The sequence below is a fragment of the Aestuariivirga sp. genome (assembly GCF_965227715.1).
Classification (GTDB): Bacteria; Pseudomonadota; Alphaproteobacteria; order Rhizobiales; family Aestuariivirgaceae; genus Aestuariivirga.
Window position 1 is genome coordinate 601,780 of the sequence record NZ_OZ245771.1, and the last position, 16,606, is coordinate 618,385.

15 protein-coding genes and 1 pseudogene are annotated in these 16,606 nt (G+C 60.5%); 5 read left to right on the forward strand and 11 right to left on the reverse strand.

Going from position 1 to position 16,606, the window contains the following annotated elements:
* The first annotated feature begins 51 nt into the window (after window positions 1-51).
* Window positions 52-672, forward strand: coding sequence for a hypothetical protein (locus ACO06F_RS02965; protein ID WP_421695209.1), 621 nt, complete (start codon window positions 52-54; stop codon window positions 670-672).
* Window positions 673-706: 34 nt separating this feature from the next.
* Here ACO06F_RS02965 and ACO06F_RS02970 read toward each other — a convergent pair whose 3' ends face one another.
* The 3 genes from ACO06F_RS02970 to ACO06F_RS02980 form a co-directional block, all read right to left on the reverse strand.
* Window positions 707-1,465, reverse strand: a complete 759-nt coding sequence (locus ACO06F_RS02970) for an amino acid ABC transporter ATP-binding protein (protein ID WP_421695210.1) — start codon at window positions 1,463-1,465, stop codon at window positions 707-709.
* Entirely contained in the window at window positions 1,462-2,142 is a 681-nt protein-coding gene (locus tag ACO06F_RS02975; protein ID WP_421696608.1) for an amino acid ABC transporter permease, read from the reverse strand. The genes ACO06F_RS02970 and ACO06F_RS02975 overlap by 4 nt, the downstream gene beginning before the upstream one ends.
* Window positions 2,143-2,226: 84 nt before the next feature.
* Window positions 2,227-3,045: an amino acid ABC transporter substrate-binding protein gene (locus tag ACO06F_RS02980; RefSeq protein ID WP_421695211.1), complete on the reverse strand. Its 819-nt coding sequence runs from the start codon at window positions 3,043-3,045 to the stop codon at window positions 2,227-2,229.
* Window positions 3,046-3,238: 193 nt separating this feature from the next.
* On the opposite strand from ACO06F_RS02980, the gene ACO06F_RS02985 reads away from it, so the two are divergent.
* The 4 genes from ACO06F_RS02985 to ACO06F_RS03000 all read left to right on the forward strand — a co-directional run bounded on the left by ACO06F_RS02985 (window position 3,239) and on the right by ACO06F_RS03000 (window position 6,904).
* Window positions 3,239-4,264 carry a cysteine synthase A gene (locus tag ACO06F_RS02985; protein ID WP_421695212.1) on the forward strand — a complete coding sequence of 342 codons (1,026 nt, stop codon included), beginning with the start codon at window positions 3,239-3,241 and terminating at the stop codon, window positions 4,262-4,264.
* Window positions 4,261-4,980 carry an alanyl-tRNA editing protein gene (locus ACO06F_RS02990; RefSeq protein WP_421695213.1) on the forward strand — a complete coding sequence of 240 codons (720 nt, stop codon included), beginning with the start codon at window positions 4,261-4,263 and terminating at the stop codon, window positions 4,978-4,980. The genes ACO06F_RS02985 and ACO06F_RS02990 overlap by 4 nt, the downstream gene beginning before the upstream one ends.
* On the forward strand, window positions 4,977-5,825 hold the full coding sequence (gene sseA, locus ACO06F_RS02995) for a 3-mercaptopyruvate sulfurtransferase (RefSeq protein ID WP_421695214.1): 849 nt from the start codon (window positions 4,977-4,979) through the stop codon (window positions 5,823-5,825). Before ACO06F_RS02990 ends, sseA begins: the two co-directional genes overlap by 4 nt.
* Window positions 5,826-5,905: 80 nt before the next feature.
* Window positions 5,906-6,904, forward strand: a complete 999-nt coding sequence (locus tag ACO06F_RS03000; protein WP_421695215.1) for a glycosyltransferase — start codon at window positions 5,906-5,908, stop codon at window positions 6,902-6,904.
* A gap of 47 nt (window positions 6,905-6,951) precedes the next feature.
* Here the strand turns inward: ACO06F_RS03000 and ACO06F_RS03005 are convergent, their stop codons facing one another.
* The 8 genes and pseudogenes from ACO06F_RS03005 to ACO06F_RS03040 form a co-directional block, all read right to left on the reverse strand.
* On the reverse strand, window positions 6,952-9,213 hold the full coding sequence (locus tag ACO06F_RS03005; protein ID WP_421695216.1) for a glycosyltransferase: 2,262 nt from the start codon (window positions 9,211-9,213) through the stop codon (window positions 6,952-6,954).
* Complete coding sequence (glf, locus tag ACO06F_RS03010; RefSeq protein WP_421695217.1) at window positions 9,210-10,382, reverse strand: UDP-galactopyranose mutase; 1,173 nt, start codon at window positions 10,380-10,382, stop codon at window positions 9,210-9,212. The genes ACO06F_RS03005 and glf overlap by 4 nt, the downstream gene beginning before the upstream one ends.
* A gap of 130 nt (window positions 10,383-10,512) precedes the next feature.
* Window positions 10,513-11,526: an amino acid ABC transporter substrate-binding protein gene (locus ACO06F_RS03015; RefSeq protein WP_421695218.1), complete on the reverse strand. Its 1,014-nt coding sequence runs from the start codon at window positions 11,524-11,526 to the stop codon at window positions 10,513-10,515.
* Window positions 11,527-11,554: 28 nt separating this feature from the next.
* Window positions 11,555-12,262 (reverse strand): annotated as a pseudogene (locus tag ACO06F_RS03020) (amino acid ABC transporter ATP-binding protein); the annotation flags it as partial.
* Between the two features lie 34 nt (window positions 12,263-12,296).
* A complete protein-coding gene (locus ACO06F_RS03025; RefSeq protein WP_421695219.1) occupies window positions 12,297-13,424 on the reverse strand; it encodes an amino acid ABC transporter permease in 1,128 nt (375 codons plus the stop codon).
* On the reverse strand, window positions 13,421-14,560 hold the full coding sequence (locus ACO06F_RS03030; protein WP_421695220.1) for an amino acid ABC transporter permease: 1,140 nt from the start codon (window positions 14,558-14,560) through the stop codon (window positions 13,421-13,423). The genes ACO06F_RS03025 and ACO06F_RS03030 overlap by 4 nt, the downstream gene beginning before the upstream one ends.
* 112 nt (window positions 14,561-14,672) lie before the next feature.
* Window positions 14,673-15,719, reverse strand: coding sequence for an amino acid ABC transporter substrate-binding protein (locus ACO06F_RS03035; RefSeq protein ID WP_421695221.1), 1,047 nt, complete (start codon window positions 15,717-15,719; stop codon window positions 14,673-14,675).
* A gap of 122 nt (window positions 15,720-15,841) precedes the next feature.
* On the reverse strand, window positions 15,842-16,585 hold the full coding sequence (locus ACO06F_RS03040; RefSeq protein WP_421695222.1) for a cobalt-precorrin-6A reductase: 744 nt from the start codon (window positions 16,583-16,585) through the stop codon (window positions 15,842-15,844).
* Window positions 16,586-16,606: the final 21 nt, after the last annotated feature.

Genomic DNA, 16,606 nt, shown 5'->3' on the forward strand with positions numbered 1-16,606 from the left:
GACCGCACGCGGTTAACGGCAACAAACATCACTCGAAGGAGACCGGAGACCATGAACTTCAAGGCCCTTACCCGCGCGGCGCTCGTCACCGCCGGCATCGTGCTGGCGGCCGGACTGGCGCAGGCGCAAACCGCCAATGAGCACGTGCCGCTCGCCAAGAACATCGGAAAGCCCGCCCATCCGGCGCCGGTGCCCTCGCTCGGCGTCATCAACGCCAAGAACGCAACCCTGTCGGATGGCAAGCTCGTTCTCGACGGGATTGCCGGCAATGTCATCGTCTTCGCCGACCGCCCCGTTCGCTCGGCTGGCCACGAAGACATGGATCTGTTCATTTCCCGCTGGGGTGATGGCAAGGATAGCTTCGCCAAGGATCCGCCGAATGCCACCATCTCCGTTCTCGGCGGGGACAAGGACGGCGTGACCGACGCCGTCGTCACCATTTCCAATCCCAAGCTCGACGGTGACAAGCTGACTTTCGATGCCAAGCTGCTCGAGGGTGATCTCAAGGGCATCAAAGGCCCGGCCGCCCTGTTCATCGACTGGTGGGCGGTGACCCCCGGCGGTTATGTCGTCCATGGTCACCATGCATGGTATGGCCTGCCGCCGGTTTATGCACCGCCGGTCTATGCGCCGCCGGCTTGCGGCTACTATCCCTATCCGCCCTGCTACTAAGCAGGCCGATAAATTAGCTGAGAGGGCGCCGGTATCAACCGGCGCCTTTTTCATGCGTGAGAGAGGCAATGAAGCGCTGCGTGCGCTCGCGGGCCGGTGCGGTGAAGATCACCGCCGCCTTGCCCTTCTCCACGATCTCGCCCGCCTCAAGAAATACGGCCTCCTCCGCAATCTGCAGCGCGAGGCGAAGATCATGCGTGGCGATGATCATGGTCGTACCCTCGCGCGCAAGCCCCGCCAGCACTTCGATCACCTCGCCTGCAAGCTCGGGGTCCAATGCAGAGGTGGGCTCGTCGCACAGCAGCACACGTGGGGAAGGTGCAAGCGCCCGCGCAATCGCGACCCGCTGCTGCTGGCCGCCCGAAAGCTCGGACGGCCACGCATCGCGCTTATGCGCCATGCCGACCTTGGCCAGCAATTCCTCCGCCCGCGACACCGCCCGCTCGCGCGGCCATTTGAGAACCGTGACGAGCGGCTCCATCACATTTCCGATGGCAGTCCGGTGTGGAAACAGCTGGAAGTTCTGGAACACCATTCCGGTCTGCCGCCGCAGCTTCTGGATCTCAGAGAAGGCCACGCGCCTGCCCTCGGTGAATTCAATGGCGGCATCCCCGATCTTCACCCGGCCGGAGGTTGGAATTTCGAGCAGGTTCACCGAGCGCAGCAAGGTGGACTTGCCTCCGCCTGAAGGCCCCACCAGCGCGGTGACCGTCCCTTCCCGGAACGTGAGGTCGATGCCATTCAGCACCGTGTGGGCGCCGAAGCGCTTGACGAGCCGGGAAATCTCGATCACGCGCGACCCTCCATGAAACCGCCGTAGCGTGAGAGACGCAGCTCCAGCCGCCCTTGCAATGCCGAGAGGACGGAGCTGATCGCCAGATAGATCAGCGCTGCCTCCACGTAGAGGATCAGCGGTTCATAGGTGACGGCAACGATGCGCTGCGCAGTCTGGAACATCTCCGGCACAGTGATGGCGGCGGCGAGGGACGTGTCCTTCACCAGAGAGATGAAGGTGTTGGACAAGGGCGGCACCGCCACGCGCAGTGCCTGCGGCAGCACCGTCCGGCGGATCGCCTGTGACCAGTTCATGCCTATCGAAAACGACGCCTCCCACTGCCCCTTGGGCACGGAAGTGATCGCCGCGCGGATCACCTCTGATGTGTAGGCCCCGATGTTGAGCGTGAAGCCGATCAGCGCTGCCGGAAACGCGTCCAGCAGAATGCCCATGGATGGCAGTCCGTAGAAGATCAGGAACAGCTGCACCAGCAACGGTGTGCCGCGGATGATCCACACATAAAACCGCACACCTGCCGCAAGCGGCCTTGGCCCGAACAGCCTGATCAGCGCTGAAGCGAGCCCCAGCGCAAGGCCCAGCACAAAGGAGAGAATCGTAAGCGGAATGGTGAAGGTCAGACAGGCCCACAGCAGCGGAACCAGCGATTCGAACATCAACTGCAGCCAGTGTGGCACCATCAATCCTTCCGAAGCAGAACCTGCATGAGCCTTTCCTTTCTCCCGCTGCAAGGCAACGGGAGAAAGGATCAGATCTGGAGCTTACTTCGAAACGTCCTGACCGAAATACTTCTTCGCAATCTGCTCGTAGCTGCCGTCGGCGTCGATGTCCTTCAGCGCCTGGTTGATCGCGGCGACCAGTTCGTCGTCGCCCTTGCGCACGAGCACGCCTGAGTAAGACGCATCGTTCTCCTGCGCCACGATCTTCACCGGCGCTGCCGCCTGCTTCGTCTTGAAGTCGAAGAAGGACAGGCTGTCATTGATCGTCGCATCCGCCCGGCCCTGGGTGACGAGCGCGATCGACTGGTCGAAGCCCTCGGTTCCCACGATCTCGGCGCCATTCTCCTGGGCGATCTTGGCAAAGTTGGAGGTCAGCGACTGCGCCGCCTTCTTGCCCTTGAGGTCCTGGAAGCTCTTGATATCGTTGTTGTCGTCCTTGACGATCAGCACGGCGCGGGACGCAATATAGGGTTCGGAAAAAGCGAACTTCGCCTTGCGCTCTTCGGTGATCCCGACCTCGTTGATGACAGCGTCATAGCGGTTGGCGTCGAGACCGGCTATCAGCCCATCCCACTTGCCTTCCACAAATTCGACCTTCACGCCGAGCTTCTTGGCGATCGCTTCTCCGATCTCGACGTCGAAGCCCACGAGTTTTCCATCCTTGTCATGGTAGGTGAAGGGCGCATAGGTCCCCTCGGTGCCGACCTTGAACACGCCCGCCTGTTTGATCGCATCGAGATTGGCGCCTGCTTCTGCGGGCAGAACGGCAAAGCCATGGGCCGCACTCAAGGCGAGCGCCGCCAGGGTCCAGTTCCGGGACCAGGCCCACAGCCGCGAAAAACGGTTTGAAACTTCGGTCATTCGAATTCTACTCCCATAATGCTGGACGGTTGTGACAAGCGTCTTAGTCTGTTAGACGACTTTGTCGATAGAGAAAATCTAGACATTCGATTGAGGGAAAACGACGTTGAACGCCGGTGAGGCAGTCCGGTTCCACGGTTCACATATTTCCACATGATTTGACGGAATCCGCCTGCTGGGGCATCACTAGCGCATGGATATCAAGCAAGACGTTATCGCCGCCATCGGCAACACGCCGCTGATCAAGCTCCGCAAGGCTTCAGAGCTCACGGGCTGCACCATTCTCGGCAAGGCCGAATTCATGAATCCGGGCCAGTCCGTCAAGGACCGCGCCGCCCTTTTCATCATCCGGGATGCCATCGCCCGGGGTGAGCTGAAGCCCGGCGGAACCATCGTCGAAGGCACCGCCGGCAATACCGGCATCGGTCTGACCGTGGTCGCCAATGCCATGGGTTTCCGCTCGGTCATCGTCATCCCCAATACCCAGAGCCAAGAGAAGAAGGACGCACTGCGCCAGCTTGGCGCAGAGCTCGTGGAAATTCCCGCCGTGCCCTACAAGAATCCGAACAACTACGTGAAATATTCAGGCCGCCTCGCCAAGGCCATGGGAGCCGTCTGGGCCAACCAGTTCGACAATACGGCCAACCGCATGGCCCACATTGAAGGCACTGCGCCTGAAATCTGGAATCAGACGGATGGCAAGGTCGATGCTTTCGTCGCCGCCGTGGGCTCGGGCGGAACACTCGCGGGCGTCTCCATGGGGCTCAAATCCCGGAACCCCAACATCAAGATCGCCCTGGCGGACCCGATGGGCGCGGCCCTCTACAATTACTACAAGCATGGAGAGCTCAAATCCGAGGGCTCGTCCATTACCGAAGGCATCGGCCAGGGGCGCATCACCGCCAATCTCGAAGGTGCCGTCGTCGATGATGCGTTCCAGATCCCGGATTCCGAGGCGATCCCCATCGCATTCGATCTCCTCGAGCATGAAGGCCTGTGCATGGGCGGCTCCACGGGGGTGAACGTCGCCGGCGCCATCCGCATGGCAAAGGCTTTGGGTCCTGGCCACACCATCGTGACCATCCTCTGCGACTATGGCACGCGATATGCCTCGAAGCTCTTCAACCCCGCGTTCCTGCGGGAGAAGAACCTGCCCGTGCCCGCCTGGCTGGAGAAAGTGCCCCAGGTGCCGGACGTCCGCGAAGAGGTCCCGGCGTGACGGCACAACTGCTCTTCCGGGAAGATGCCTATCTGACATCAAACGAGGCCAAGGTCACCGCCGTCACGGACAAGGGCGGTATCCTGCTCGACCGCACGGTGTTCTATGCAACGGCTGGCGGCCAGCCAGGGGACAAGGGCATCATCCGCTGGGAGGGTGGAGAAATCGCCATCGCCACCACCGTCTATGACGCGGAGAAGGACGTGGTCCACGTGCCCGCTGAAGGGCAGACGCTGCCTGCCGTGGGCGCCACCGTCACGGCGGAGCTGGATTGGGAGAACCGCCATCGCAACATGCGCGCCCACACGCTCATGCACCTGCTCTGCGCCTCCGTGCCCTTCCCCGTCACAGGGGGCGCCATCGGCGAGGATGGCGGACGCATCGATTTCGATATCCCCGAAGGCCAGATCCCGGACAAGGCGGAGCTTACCGCCACCTTGAACCGCCTGATCGCTGAAGATCACCCAGTCTCCTTCCGCTGGATCACCGATGAGGAAATGGCGGCGAACCAGCATTTGATCCGCACCATGTCTGTGAAGCCGCCCATGGGAACGGGCCGTGTGCGCCTCGTCATGATCGGGGAGGATGGCAAGGTCGATCTCCAGCCCTGCGGCGGCACCCATCTCTCCTCGACCGCCGCAATCGGTCCGGTCGCGATCTCGAAGATCGAGAACAAGGGCAAGATCAACCGCCGCATCCGCGTGGTGTTTCAATGAGCAATGATCTCGTCTCGACGGACTGGCTAGACAAGCATCTGAACTCGCCGGACATCGCTATCCTCGATGCCTCCTGGCACATGCCCGCCACCAAGCGCAACGCGGCCGAGGAGTTCCGCGCCGCGCATATCCCCGGCGCCCAGTTCTTCGATATCGATGAAAACTCGGACACGTCGTCCGTGCTTCCCCATATGCTGCCGGTTCCTGAAAAATTCTCCTCCCGCATGCGGAAGCTCGGCATAGGCGATGGCAAGCGTGTCATCGCCTATGATTCCACCGGGTTGTTTTCCGCCGCCCGCTGCTGGTGGATGTTCAAGGTGTTCGGCCATGAGGACGTGGCCGTGCTGGACGGCGGCCTGAAGAAATGGCTGGCCGAATCCCGCGCCATCGAGGAAGGCCCCGCCCGCCGCCCGCAGGAGCGCCACTTCACCGCCCGCTACCGTGGTCTCCTGGTGAAGGACATGAAGGATGTCGCCGCCGCGCTGGCCCAGGGCTCTGCCCAGCTGGCTGACGCCCGCTCCCCCACCCGCTTCCGCGGCGAAGAACCGGAGCCCCGCCCAGGCGTTCGCGCCGGCCACATGCCCGGCGCCAGGAACGTCCATTACGCCACCCTCCTCAACCCGGACGGCACGCTCAAATCCCCCGAAGCCCTGGTGCAAGTCTTCCAGGCCGCAGGCATCGACCTCTCCCACCCCGTCATCACAACTTGCGGCTCCGGCATCACCGCCGCCATCCTCACCCTCGCCCTCACCGTGACCGGCGCACGGGACCACGCACTTTATGATGGGTCGTGGACAGAATGGGGCGGAAATCCGGATGTGGCGGTGGCTGAGGGGGGAGCGTGAAGCGAGGCACTGTTTCAGGCTGGACACGTGTGCCGGAGACGTCCGCTTTCGCCGTTCTGCAAAATTCAATTGGGCGATAGATGGCTGGGATTGTCGACGAAATATGGGGCGTCATCGGGCGCCCTCTTTCAAGACAGCGCCAGATAGACGTCAGATCTTTCGCACACTTCCTGGATAATCTAGTCGACGCCCTTGCCCACCCAATCAGTTATGTTGCAGAGCGTGAAACGATCTCTCAAATCGAGTTCTCAATGTCCCGAATGGCGGGGAAGAAAATCGATGGGGTTCCGAAGATTATCCACTTCGTATACCTTTCAGAGGAAACTTACAATTTCCCCTATTACGCATTGGTCGCGCTGAAGTCTGCCGCCTACCATAACCCAGGCTGGACTCTTCTGTTTCACTATCATCGTGAACCGCAGGGAGAGCACTGGAACGCCGCAAAGAAGATCGTCCGCCTCAACCAAATCCCGTTTTTCTGCAGATACGGGCTAGCTAAGCTGAGCCACAACGCCCACCGGGCGGACATCGTCCGCCTGCTGGCGCTGAAGCACATCGGAGGCGCCTATCTCGACTTGGACACGCTCACAGTAAAATCCTTCGAAGACTTGCGGCAGGCTCAGTTCGTGATGGCGGCACAGGCGGAGCCCGGCGGCGGCCGGGGCGGCCTTTGCAACGCCGCGATGCTGGCGGCACCGGGCAGCCGCTTCGTCAAGAAATGGCTACGGCACTACTGCTATTTCCATTCCCAAGGCCGTGATTATCTGTGGGATTTCCACTCCGTTAAGCTGCCCGAAATGCTCGCGCGCAAATCTCCCGACAGCATTCAGGTTCTCGACGAGAATGTGTTCTTCTATCCGCTGTGGACCGATCTTCACCGCATTCTCCTGGCGGAGGATTCAGCCCCATACATGAAGAGCTTGGAAAGATCCTACCTGTTCCATCTGTGGAATGGGCAGCAGGAAGTTCTTATTACCAGGATCAGTGAGGAGTTCGTCCAAACGTCGGCAGCGGCTTATGCGCAGTTCGCCCGGCCCTCTTTAATGCAGACCACTCCGTCTCCGGATATTCCGACTTAACAGCCTCTACGGGCAATCAATTTCTGGGCATCTCACGTTTGGACGCTTTAGCGCGTTATGCTGTCTATGTAATCCGCGAAAGGCTCAATCCTCTTCTGAACAGAGCGAGGTAGTGCCTCCCAGAGCTTCACCAGACGACCCTTCATTTTTGAAACGGGGGCAGAATAGTGATGATGCTCAACATTCACGGCAGTCGTGTGGCCGAGCAAATGGAAGGTGTGGTTTGGTCCGTTTGCATTGCTGAACAAGAGCGCCTCGGATGCATTCCTTTCGAGCAGCAGATGCCGCTTCCGCATGATGGAAGCAAAATTGGCCTTCCACAGTCCAAAGTTGGAGCGGAATACTGAACCCGGCCGCTGCCGGTAATTGAATAGTGGCTCCGGCAACATCACACCAAAGTAACCACCCTCCAGCATGCCCAGCATGCCATCCCAATCATCAAGGAACATCCGCAGCATCGGGTCATGTCGGCCTGCTTCAAGATACAGGCTCCGCCGGTATATCAGCGCCTGGCAATTGGTATTGTTTGAAACGATATTGGGAACCGGTTCAGCGTTGTAGGTCGGCCAATACCGGATCGTTGCGCCAGATTCGTCTTCAAAGTCATTCGACCAGCACCCAACGAAGCCAACATTGTCATAAGTGTCTAGGACGTGCAGTGCCTTCGCGTAGTAGCTAGGTTCAACAGTGTCGTCCGCATCCAACAAGGCGACAAATTCCGTTGCTGCCTCTTCCACACCGACATTCCTGGCGCGCGCGACGCCGCCGTTTTTCACGTCGAGCACGCGCACGCGTTCGTGCCGGCGGTATGGTTCAAGAGCCTTTATCGAGGGCCTGTCCGTTGAACCGTCATTGACGATGATGATATCTGCTTTGATCGTGCTCCGCAAAATCGACTCGACACAGCTCCGAAGATAGGTCCCGAGATTGTAATAGGGAATGACGACAGTCAGCCGCGCCCCGCTTGGACTCGACGGAACCGGCTGCTTCGGTATCAGATCCGCCTTGGCCTGCTCGGCGCTGACAAATGGGAACAGCGCTCTTGCCCTTTGCGTTTCCAAAATCTCAGCGACGAAACTGTCGCGCGTCTTGAAGTAACTCCTCGAGTCGAGCACCGGCAATTCCGCATTTCGTAGAAGCTGCGCGGCTTCCGTAACATTTCTGAGCTTGTCCAGAACGTCCGCCGGATTCTTGAAGTCGCAGACGAGAAGCTCGCGCAACCGTCCTGTCAGTACTTCCGAAATGCCATTCCCTTGAGAAATGAGGCACGGCAGCCCGCTTGCGAGCGACTCGAGAACCGAGAATGGATAATTGTCGAACTGCGAAGGGTGTATCTGGCAGTCCCATTCCCTCCGTTTGGAGTTCAGTTCTGCACCTGTCAGATTTCCGAGGTAAACAGCACGACCACTCGAGAAGACATCCGCGAAATCCCGCTTGGCGTGGGCGAAGTCGGAGGTGACTTCGCCGCACAGCTCCAAAACGAGTGACTGTCCCGCAGTCTCGGTGGCCCGCACGAGTGTCAGAGCCTCGCGCAAGCCTTTCCAATCTACCATACGGGACGCCATGCCGATCTTGAGCTCGCCCGTGCTGTTCCTTGCCTCACGCGTGGTTTGATTAACCAGGAACGGATAGGCGCTTCGGCTCACTGCCTGATCAACGTCGATATAGCCACGTTCACGCATCAAACCTTCGACAAGGGAAGACATTGTGATGATGCCGTCGGCCGCCTTGCAGCACCATTTTTCTGCGCGGTACACCCACCAGTTGGGCAACGCGTAGACGTCTCCACCGTTCCATTGGTCAATGATTCCTACCGGGGTATGCGCACAGATCAACACAGGAACGTTCTTGAGGCGGGGATCGCCCACAAGTTTGCGCTGCAACAGAAAATAGCCCAGTGCAAAACCGTCGGGAACTTCGATGCTCCTTGGTGCACCGGATCTGTCGATCTCCTGGCAAACGGCCTCGGCGAATTGCCATGAAAGATTCATCCGGTATCCGAATGCGGTCATCTCCGGCAGCGTTGCATCGGGAACGAAAACGTGGGTGACACAATCACGCTTCGTGCGGCTAATGGCTGTTTTACCCCTGGCAATTTGGAAGAGCCGGATCGGGCGCCCTGCGACTTCGGCAGCCCTTATGACCTGCCTGCAGTAGGTCGCCAGGCCGCTTCCCCAGTCGTCGAGGGCCTCGAAGGAGGCATACCACACTTCCCCCTTTGAGTGCTCGGCTCTTTCGGCGAAGACCGCGCTCTCTGTGGCGGGTGCCGAACTCCGCAGCAATCCAGAACGATCAACTTCGACGTTCATTGAACCCTCATCATATCGGATATTTCAGTTTCGAATGCCTTCAGGGCGGCACCAATTGCTTGATGCATGTCCCAGTATCTGTATGTGCCGAGCCTCCCGCCGAAATGGACGTTTCTTTCGGCTACCGCTCTGTCCCGATAACGGCGGTAGGTCTGGCGGTCGGCGGGAGTGTCGATGGGATAATAGGGCTCCTCGCCGCGGCGTGCGAAGCGCGAAAACTCCTTTGCGGTAACCGTCTTCTCCATTTGATAGTCGCGCTCGGGGTAAAGATGCCTGAACTCGATAATGCGCGTCCACGGAGTGTCTTCGTCCGCATAATTCATCACAGCAGTTCCTTGGAAATCACCTTCGTTGTGAACTTCCCATGAAAAATCGATGGTTCGCCATCCGAGATCGCCCTCGGCATAATCGAAATATCGGTCGATTGGACCGGTATAAATCGTTTTAAGTGCCTGCGGCAGCAGCGGCTTCAGAGTAAAATAATCGACGCCGAGATGCACTGAAATGTTCGGATGTGCGAGCATGCGCTCAAACACGGCGGTGAACCCGGCCGTCGGCAAGCCCTCATAGGGATCGCTGAAATAGCGATTATTAAAATCATAGCGGACTGGAAGCCTGTTGATGATGTTCTCCGGCAGGTCACGCGGGTCTGTCTGCCATTGCTTAGCGGTGTAACCGCGGATAAACGCTTCGTAGAGCGGGCGTCCAATGAGGGAAATTGCTTTCTCCTCGAGATTTCTTGGATTGCCGCCGGCCAGCTCCGCCGCCTGGCACGCAACAAGCTCGCGCGCCTCTGCCGGCGAAAATTGCTTTCCGAAATACTGGCAGATTGTGCCGAGATTTATCGGCATTGGATATACCTTTCCGGCATGGCTGGTGAACACCCGGTGCTGGTAACTGGTGAAATCCGAAAAACGTCTTATGTAGTCCCAAACTCGGGGATTGGACGTATGGAACAGGTGTGCGCCATAACTGTGCACTTCAATTCCTGTCTCCTGGTCAATGCGTGTGTGCGCATTGCCACCGATATGGGTCCGCTGGTCGATCAATAGGACACGCTTGCCCGCCTCAGATGCAAGCCGCTCTGCTAGTGTTGCGCCATAAAATCCGGCTCCTACGATAAGTACATCGGTGTGGCAGATGAGTTCAAGTATGCCTGTCGAGGTCATAGCGGTCCGGTTATGCAAACAACCGGTTCCGCTTAGATTAATAAAAATTTTCTTTCAACAAATAACTGATCATAATAGCTGTAATCGATTGAAAGATTTAAAGAACCGAGGTTTGCTTAGTGCCGATCCCTCACCTTAACGGCGGCGCATACATCAGGCCTCCCGCGTTCCACAGCGCGTTGATGCCGCGGTTGATCTGGAGGGGCGTGTTGGGGCCTAAGTTGCGGTCGAAAATTTCACCGTAGTTTCCCGTGGCCTTGATGGCGCGGGTGGCCCAGTCAGCGTCGAGGCCCATCTCCGGGCCTGTGCTTCCCTCAACGCCCAGAAGGGCGCGGATCGCGGCGTTTTTCGAATGGGACTTGAGGTCGTCCGCATTGGCGGCGGTGACGCCCAGCTCCTCGGCGTTGATGAGGGCGAACAGCGTCCAGCGCGTGATGTTGAACCATTGCTCGTCGCCCTGGCGGATGGCGGGGCCCAAAGGCTCCTTCGAGATCACGTCCTGCAGCACGATGGCGTCCTCAGGTTTTGCCAGCCGCAGGCGCACGGCATAGAGGAAGGACATATCCGTCGTGAAGGTGTCGCATTTTCCCTCGTCGAAGGCCTTGATCAGGTCGTCCAACTTGTCGAAGCGCACGGGCATGAAGGTCATTTCCTTCTCTCGGAAGAAATCCTCCACATTGGTTTCGCTTGTCGTTCCCGTCTGGAAGCAGATCGCAGCGCCCGAGAGCTGCAGCACGGAGGTGACGCCCAGCAGCTTCTTCACGATGAAGCCCTGCCCATCATGATAGGAAATGCCTGCAAAGCGCAGCGGCAGTTTCGTCTCGCGCTCCATGTTCCAGGTGGTGTTGCGGGCCAGAACATCAACGTCGCCGTTCTTCAGGGCATCAAAGCGCGCCTGGGCGCTGAGCGGCACGAAAGTGACTTTGGCCGGATCACCCAGCACGGCCGCGGCAATGGCGCGGCAATAGTCGACGTCGAAGCCGGCCCAGCTGCCGTCCTCCCCCTTGGCGGCAAATCCGGGCAGGTTTGCGTTGACGCCGCAGGTCAGGTGGCCGCGCGTCTTCACCTCGCCCAACGTTGCCGCCTGAACGCCGCCCGCCAGCCCCAAAAGCAGGGCCGCGCCTGCGAGAACACGCTTCATCATGCCGATTCCTCCGTCTTGGATCGGGAGTCTAGCGCAGTATCTGGCTCAGGAACAACCGCGTGCGTTCGTTCTGCGGATCGGAGAAGAACGGCTCCGGCGCGTTCATCTCCACGATCTGGCCCTGATCCATGAAGATCACCCGGTCCGCCACCTGGCGCGCAAAGCCCATTTCATGAGTGACCACCAGCATGGTCATGCCCTCCTCCGCGAGGCTCACCATGGTGTCCAACACCTCCTTCACCATCTCGGGGTCAAGGGCGGAGGTCGGTTCGTCGAACAGCATGATCTTCGGGTTCATGCACAGCGCGCGCGCGATGGCCACGCGCTGCTGCTGGCCGCCTGAAAGCTGGCCCGGATATTTCTCCGCCTGTTCGGGGATCTTGACGCGGGTGAGAAAGCGCATCGCCGTCTCCTCCGCCTGGCGCTTCGGCATCTTCCGCACCCAGATGGGGGCGAGCGTGCAGTTCTCGAGAACGGTCAGATGCGGGAACAGGTTGAAGTGCTGGAACACCATGCCCACTTCGCGCCGCACCTCCTCGATGTTCCGGAGGTCATCGTCAATCTCGCGGCCGAGCACGGTGATCCGGCCTTCCTGATGCACTTCAAGCCGGTTGATGCAGCGGATCAGCGTCGATTTTCCGGAACCAGACGGCCCGCAAATCACGATGCGCTCGCCGCGGAACACCTCAAGATCGATGAAGCGGAGAACGTGATAGGCGCCGAACCATTTGTTGACGCTGTCGAAGCGGATTGCGGTCTCGCGCATGGCTTTAGGCCCTCCGTGCGGCGCCCAGGCGGCGCTCGGTGAAGGCGGCATAGCGGGACATCGCGAAACAGAAGACGAAATAGACGATGGCCGCGGTGAAATAGCCGGTGTTCGCCGTTTGTGGCCCGGCCCATCTGGCATCTTGCGTTCCCGCGCCGATGATGCCGAGGAAATCATAAATGCCCACCACCAGCACCAGCGTCGTATCCTTGAACAGGCCGATGAAGATGCCAACGAGATTGGGAATGGAAATCCGCAGCGCCTGCGGCAGCACGATCTTGGCTGTCGCCTGCCAGGGCTTCAACCCCAGGGCGGCAGCTCCTTCATGCTGGCCGCGCCCGACGGCCTGCAGGCCCCCTCGCACCGCCTCGGCCACATAGGCCGCCGCGAACAGCGAGATCCCGACCACGGCGCGCAGCAGCTTGTCGACGCTCGATCCGGGTGCGAGAAACAGCGGCAGCATCACACTCGCCATGAACAGGACAGTGACGAGCGGCACGCCACGCCATGTCTCGATGAAGATGACGGAGGAGAGCCTTACCACCGGGAGCCTGGACCTTCGGCCCAGCGCGAGCAGCACGCCTAAAGGGAGTGACACGGCAATCCCCGTCACGGCGACGGCAATCGTCACCAGCAATCCGCCCCAGTCGGTGGTGGGCACTGGCGGAAGGCCCAGCCCTCCGCGCAGCAATATGAACGCGATCACTGGGTAGATGAAGATGAGGAACAGCCCGTTCCAGCGCTTTCCCCCCACCGCCGGGATCATCATGGGAATGAGCGCCGCACCGCCGATCAGGAAGGCGAGCACCGGCCGCCAGCGTTCTTCGAAGGGATAGAAGCCGAACAGCCACTGCGGGAACTTGGTCCAGACGAAGGGCCAGCAGGCTCCCGCGCCGGGCACCACGCAGCTTTCACGGTCAACCCCCGTCCAGACCGCGCGGATCACGGCCCAGTCCAGGATCGTCCATGCGATCAGCCCGAGGAACAGGCTGATCGCCACCGTGAGAAGCGAATTCCCGATGCTCGAGAACAGGTTCTGCCTGAGCCAGCCGATGGCCCCCACGGTCCCCCGCGGCGGCGGCAGCAACGGCGCATCGGCGGTGCGCACATAGGCGGTGGCGGGAGACGTCATCGCTCCACCAGCCGGTTCCTGGTGTTGAACCAGTTCATGAAGGCTGAGGTCAAAAGGCTCAGGAAAAGATAGACACCCATCCATACCAGCACCACCTCGATCGCCTGCCCTGTCTGGCCAATGATCGTGCCCCCGGTCGAGACGAGGTCCGGATAGCCGATGGCGACGGCCAGCGAAGAGTTCTTGGTCAGGTTCAGATACTGGTTGGTGAGCGGCGGAATGATGACGCGCATTGCCTGCGGCAGCACGATGAGGCGCATCGCGAGCGACGGTTGAAAGCCCAGCGCCACCGCCGCCTCGGACTGGCCCCTGGCCACCGCCTCAATCCCCGCCCGCACTGCTTCCGCAATGAAGGCTGCGGTATAGATCGAGAGCGCCAGCACCAGTGCCATGAACTCCGGCACTAGCGTTGCCCCGCCACGGAAGCCGAAATTTCCGGCCACCGGAAAGTTGAAGTTCACCGGCCATCCGGCCAGCGCGAAGCACAGGAGCGGCAGAACGATCACCAGCCCCGCCGCCACAGGCAGTAGCGGAAAATGCGCACCCGTCGCCACCTGCCGTGCAGCGGACCACTGCCGGAGAATGAGCGTAATCGCGAGGGCGATGGCAAGGCCCGCCGGCAGCGCCCAGGCTCCCTGCCCGAATTCGGGCGCTGGCACGGCAAGTCCCTTGTTGGACAGCGCCATGCCGCCCCAGGTGATGGCGTCACGCACATCGGGCAAGGGCTTCAGCACCAGCTTGTACCAGATGAAGAGCTGCAGCAGCAGCGGCACGTTGCGCATCACCTCGATGTAGAGTGCGGCCATGCGCGCGGCGAGCCAGTTGCGGGAGAGCCGCATCACCCCGATCAGCAGCCCCAGAACCGTTGCCAGCACAATTCCGCAGATCGAAACCGACAGTGTGTTGAGAAGCCCCACCAGCAGGGCCCGGGCATAATTCTGCTCGCCCGAATAGGGGATGAGCGAGAAGGAGATCTCGAAGCCCGCCTTCCGCCACAGGAATTCCCAGCCGGACACGATGTGGCGGCTCGCCAGATTCTGCACCGTGTTATAGGCGAGGTCCGAGATCAGCAGCCCGAGGAAAAGCAGCAGCAGCGCTTGCGCCATCGGGCCGCGCAGCCGTGGATTGTTCCACATGCTGCGGCTCCTTGGCCGTGCCGCTCCGGAAAGGCTCATGACTGGCCCGCCTCACAGCCCAAAACGGCAAAACCCGGCTCTCGCGAACCGGGTCCCGAACTGTGGCGCGCCCTCAGCGGACAGGCGGAGCGTATTGCAGGCCGCCATTCTTCCACAGCGCATTCTTGCCGCGGGCGATCTTGAGGGGCGAACCCTCACCGATGTTGCGGTCGAAGATCTCGCCGTAATTGCCCACCTGCTTGATGGCATTCTCGGCCCAGCTTTCATCGATGCCGAGGCCCGTGCCGAAGCCGGCCGTGGTCCCATCGGCATTGGGAACGCCCAGCAAGCGCTGCACTTCCGGGTCGGTCGAGGTCTTCTTCAGCTCTTCGACATTCTGGGAGGTGATGCCGAGTTCTTCGGCGTTGACGAGGGCAAAATAGGTCCACTTCACGACATTGAACCAGGCGTCGTCACCCTGGCGCACGACGGGCCCCAGCGGCTCCTTGGAGATGATCTCGGGCAGCACCACATGGTCGTCTGGTGCCGCGAATTTCAGCTTCTGGGCATAAAGTCCGGACTGATCCGTCGAATATGCATCGCAGCGTCCGTCCTGATAGGCGCTGATCGCCTCATCGTTCTTGTCGAAGGTCAGCAGCTTGTAGTCCAGCTTGTGGGACTTGAAGTAGTCCGCAATGTTCAGTTCCGTCGTCGTTCCGGACTGGGTGCAGATGGTGGCGCCCGCCAGCTCCGTCGCGGACTTGATATTGGGGAACTTCTTCTTGTTCACGATGAAGCCCTGGCCATCATAATACATGATGCCTGCGAACTTCAGGCCGAGCGACGTATCGCGGCTCATCGTCCAGGTGGTGTTGCGCGAAAGAATGTCGATCTCGCCGGATTGCAGCGCCGTGAAGCGCTCCTTCGCGGTCAGCGGCGTGAACTTCACCTTGGTCGCATCACCCAGCACCACGGCGGCAAGGGCGCGGCAGAAATCCACATCCATGCCGGTCCAGTTGTTCTTGTCATCGGGGATCGAGAAGCCCATCAGCCCCTGGCTCACGCCGCACTGCACGAAGCCGTTCTGGCGAACGTCGTCCATCGTGCCAGCGCCCGCCGCTCCAGCAAGGGCCATGCTTGCGGCCACGCCGAGCATCAGGGATATGAGCTTGTTCTTCATCGATGTTCCTCTTTTTGACCATCGGCACCGCCGTGCCGTACCTGCCGTCGAAACTTTAGCATCCTTGAGGCGAGCGAGTCCCCAACTGCAAGACGCAAAACAATCGGAAAACGAGTATCAGGTCAAGGAGAAAGCAGCCGCTCCACATGCCGGATGAGATCTGCCCTGGCCGAAAAACGGGGTGCCGCAGGCTTCGCGGGCCGCCCAATCATCACAACCTGAAGGCCAAGCCGCCGGGCCGCCGTAAGCTTCGCTTCCGTCGCATCGCCTCCCGCATTCTTTGAGACGACATGGCTGATCCCATGCCGCACCAACAGCTCCGCTTCGGACGCCTCGGCAAAGGGCGGGCGCTGCCGCAGAACCTCCCACTGGGGCGGCACATCCATGGGCGGCGGCTCGATCATGCGCGCAACGCCGGAGAGGTCGCTCCTTGCAAAGAACTGCGCCAGCTCCGTCCGCCCAATGGTGAGAAACACTCGCGCATTTGGTGGCAGCAGCAGCGCCGCCTCGCCGATGGATGAAGCTGATATCCACCGGTCGCCCGCCTCCACCTTCCATGCGGGCCGTTCGAAGCGCAACAGTGGGACATTCTCACCCGCGCAAGCCTCAACCGCCTGAGCAGACATGCGCGCCGCGAAAGGATGCGTGGCATCGATCACCAGCGCAATTCCCTCTTCCACCAGAAACTGCCGCAGCCCCTCAACCCCGCCAAACCCGCCGCGCCGCACCTCTCCCGCAGGCCAGAGCGGCTGTTCTGTCACCCCCGCAAGTGACGTGATCACATCCCGGCCTGCGCCCACCAACTCCGCCGCAATCCCCCGCGCGTCCCCCGTGCCGCCAAGGATCAGAACCCGGTTAGTCTGCAAGGTGGAGCCTCCCCGCCTCAG

Excerpts from the sequence above, each read along its gene's own strand:
- ACO06F_RS02965 (WP_421695209.1), top strand. The coding sequence starts at position 52 with ATGAACTTCAAGGCCCTTACCCGCGCGGCGCTCGTCACCGCCGGCATC.
- ACO06F_RS02980 (WP_421695211.1), bottom strand. The coding sequence starts at position 3,045 with ATGACCGAAGTTTCAAACCGTTTTTCGCGGCTGTGGGCCTGGTCCCGG.
- ACO06F_RS02985 (WP_421695212.1), top strand. The coding sequence starts at position 3,239 with ATGGATATCAAGCAAGACGTTATCGCCGCCATCGGCAACACGCCGCTG.
- sseA (WP_421695214.1), top strand. The coding sequence starts at position 4,977 with ATGAGCAATGATCTCGTCTCGACGGACTGGCTAGACAAGCATCTGAAC.
- ACO06F_RS03000 (WP_421695215.1), top strand. The coding sequence starts at position 5,906 with ATGGCTGGGATTGTCGACGAAATATGGGGCGTCATCGGGCGCCCTCTT.
- ACO06F_RS03005 (WP_421695216.1), bottom strand. The coding sequence starts at position 9,213 with ATGAACGTCGAAGTTGATCGTTCTGGATTGCTGCGGAGTTCGGCACCC.
- glf (WP_421695217.1), bottom strand. The coding sequence starts at position 10,382 with ATGACCTCGACAGGCATACTTGAACTCATCTGCCACACCGATGTACTT.
- ACO06F_RS03015 (WP_421695218.1), bottom strand. The coding sequence starts at position 11,526 with ATGATGAAGCGTGTTCTCGCAGGCGCGGCCCTGCTTTTGGGGCTGGCG.
- ACO06F_RS03025 (WP_421695219.1), bottom strand. The coding sequence starts at position 13,424 with ATGACGTCTCCCGCCACCGCCTATGTGCGCACCGCCGATGCGCCGTTG.
- ACO06F_RS03030 (WP_421695220.1), bottom strand. The coding sequence starts at position 14,560 with ATGTGGAACAATCCACGGCTGCGCGGCCCGATGGCGCAAGCGCTGCTG.
- ACO06F_RS03035 (WP_421695221.1), bottom strand. The coding sequence starts at position 15,719 with ATGAAGAACAAGCTCATATCCCTGATGCTCGGCGTGGCCGCAAGCATG.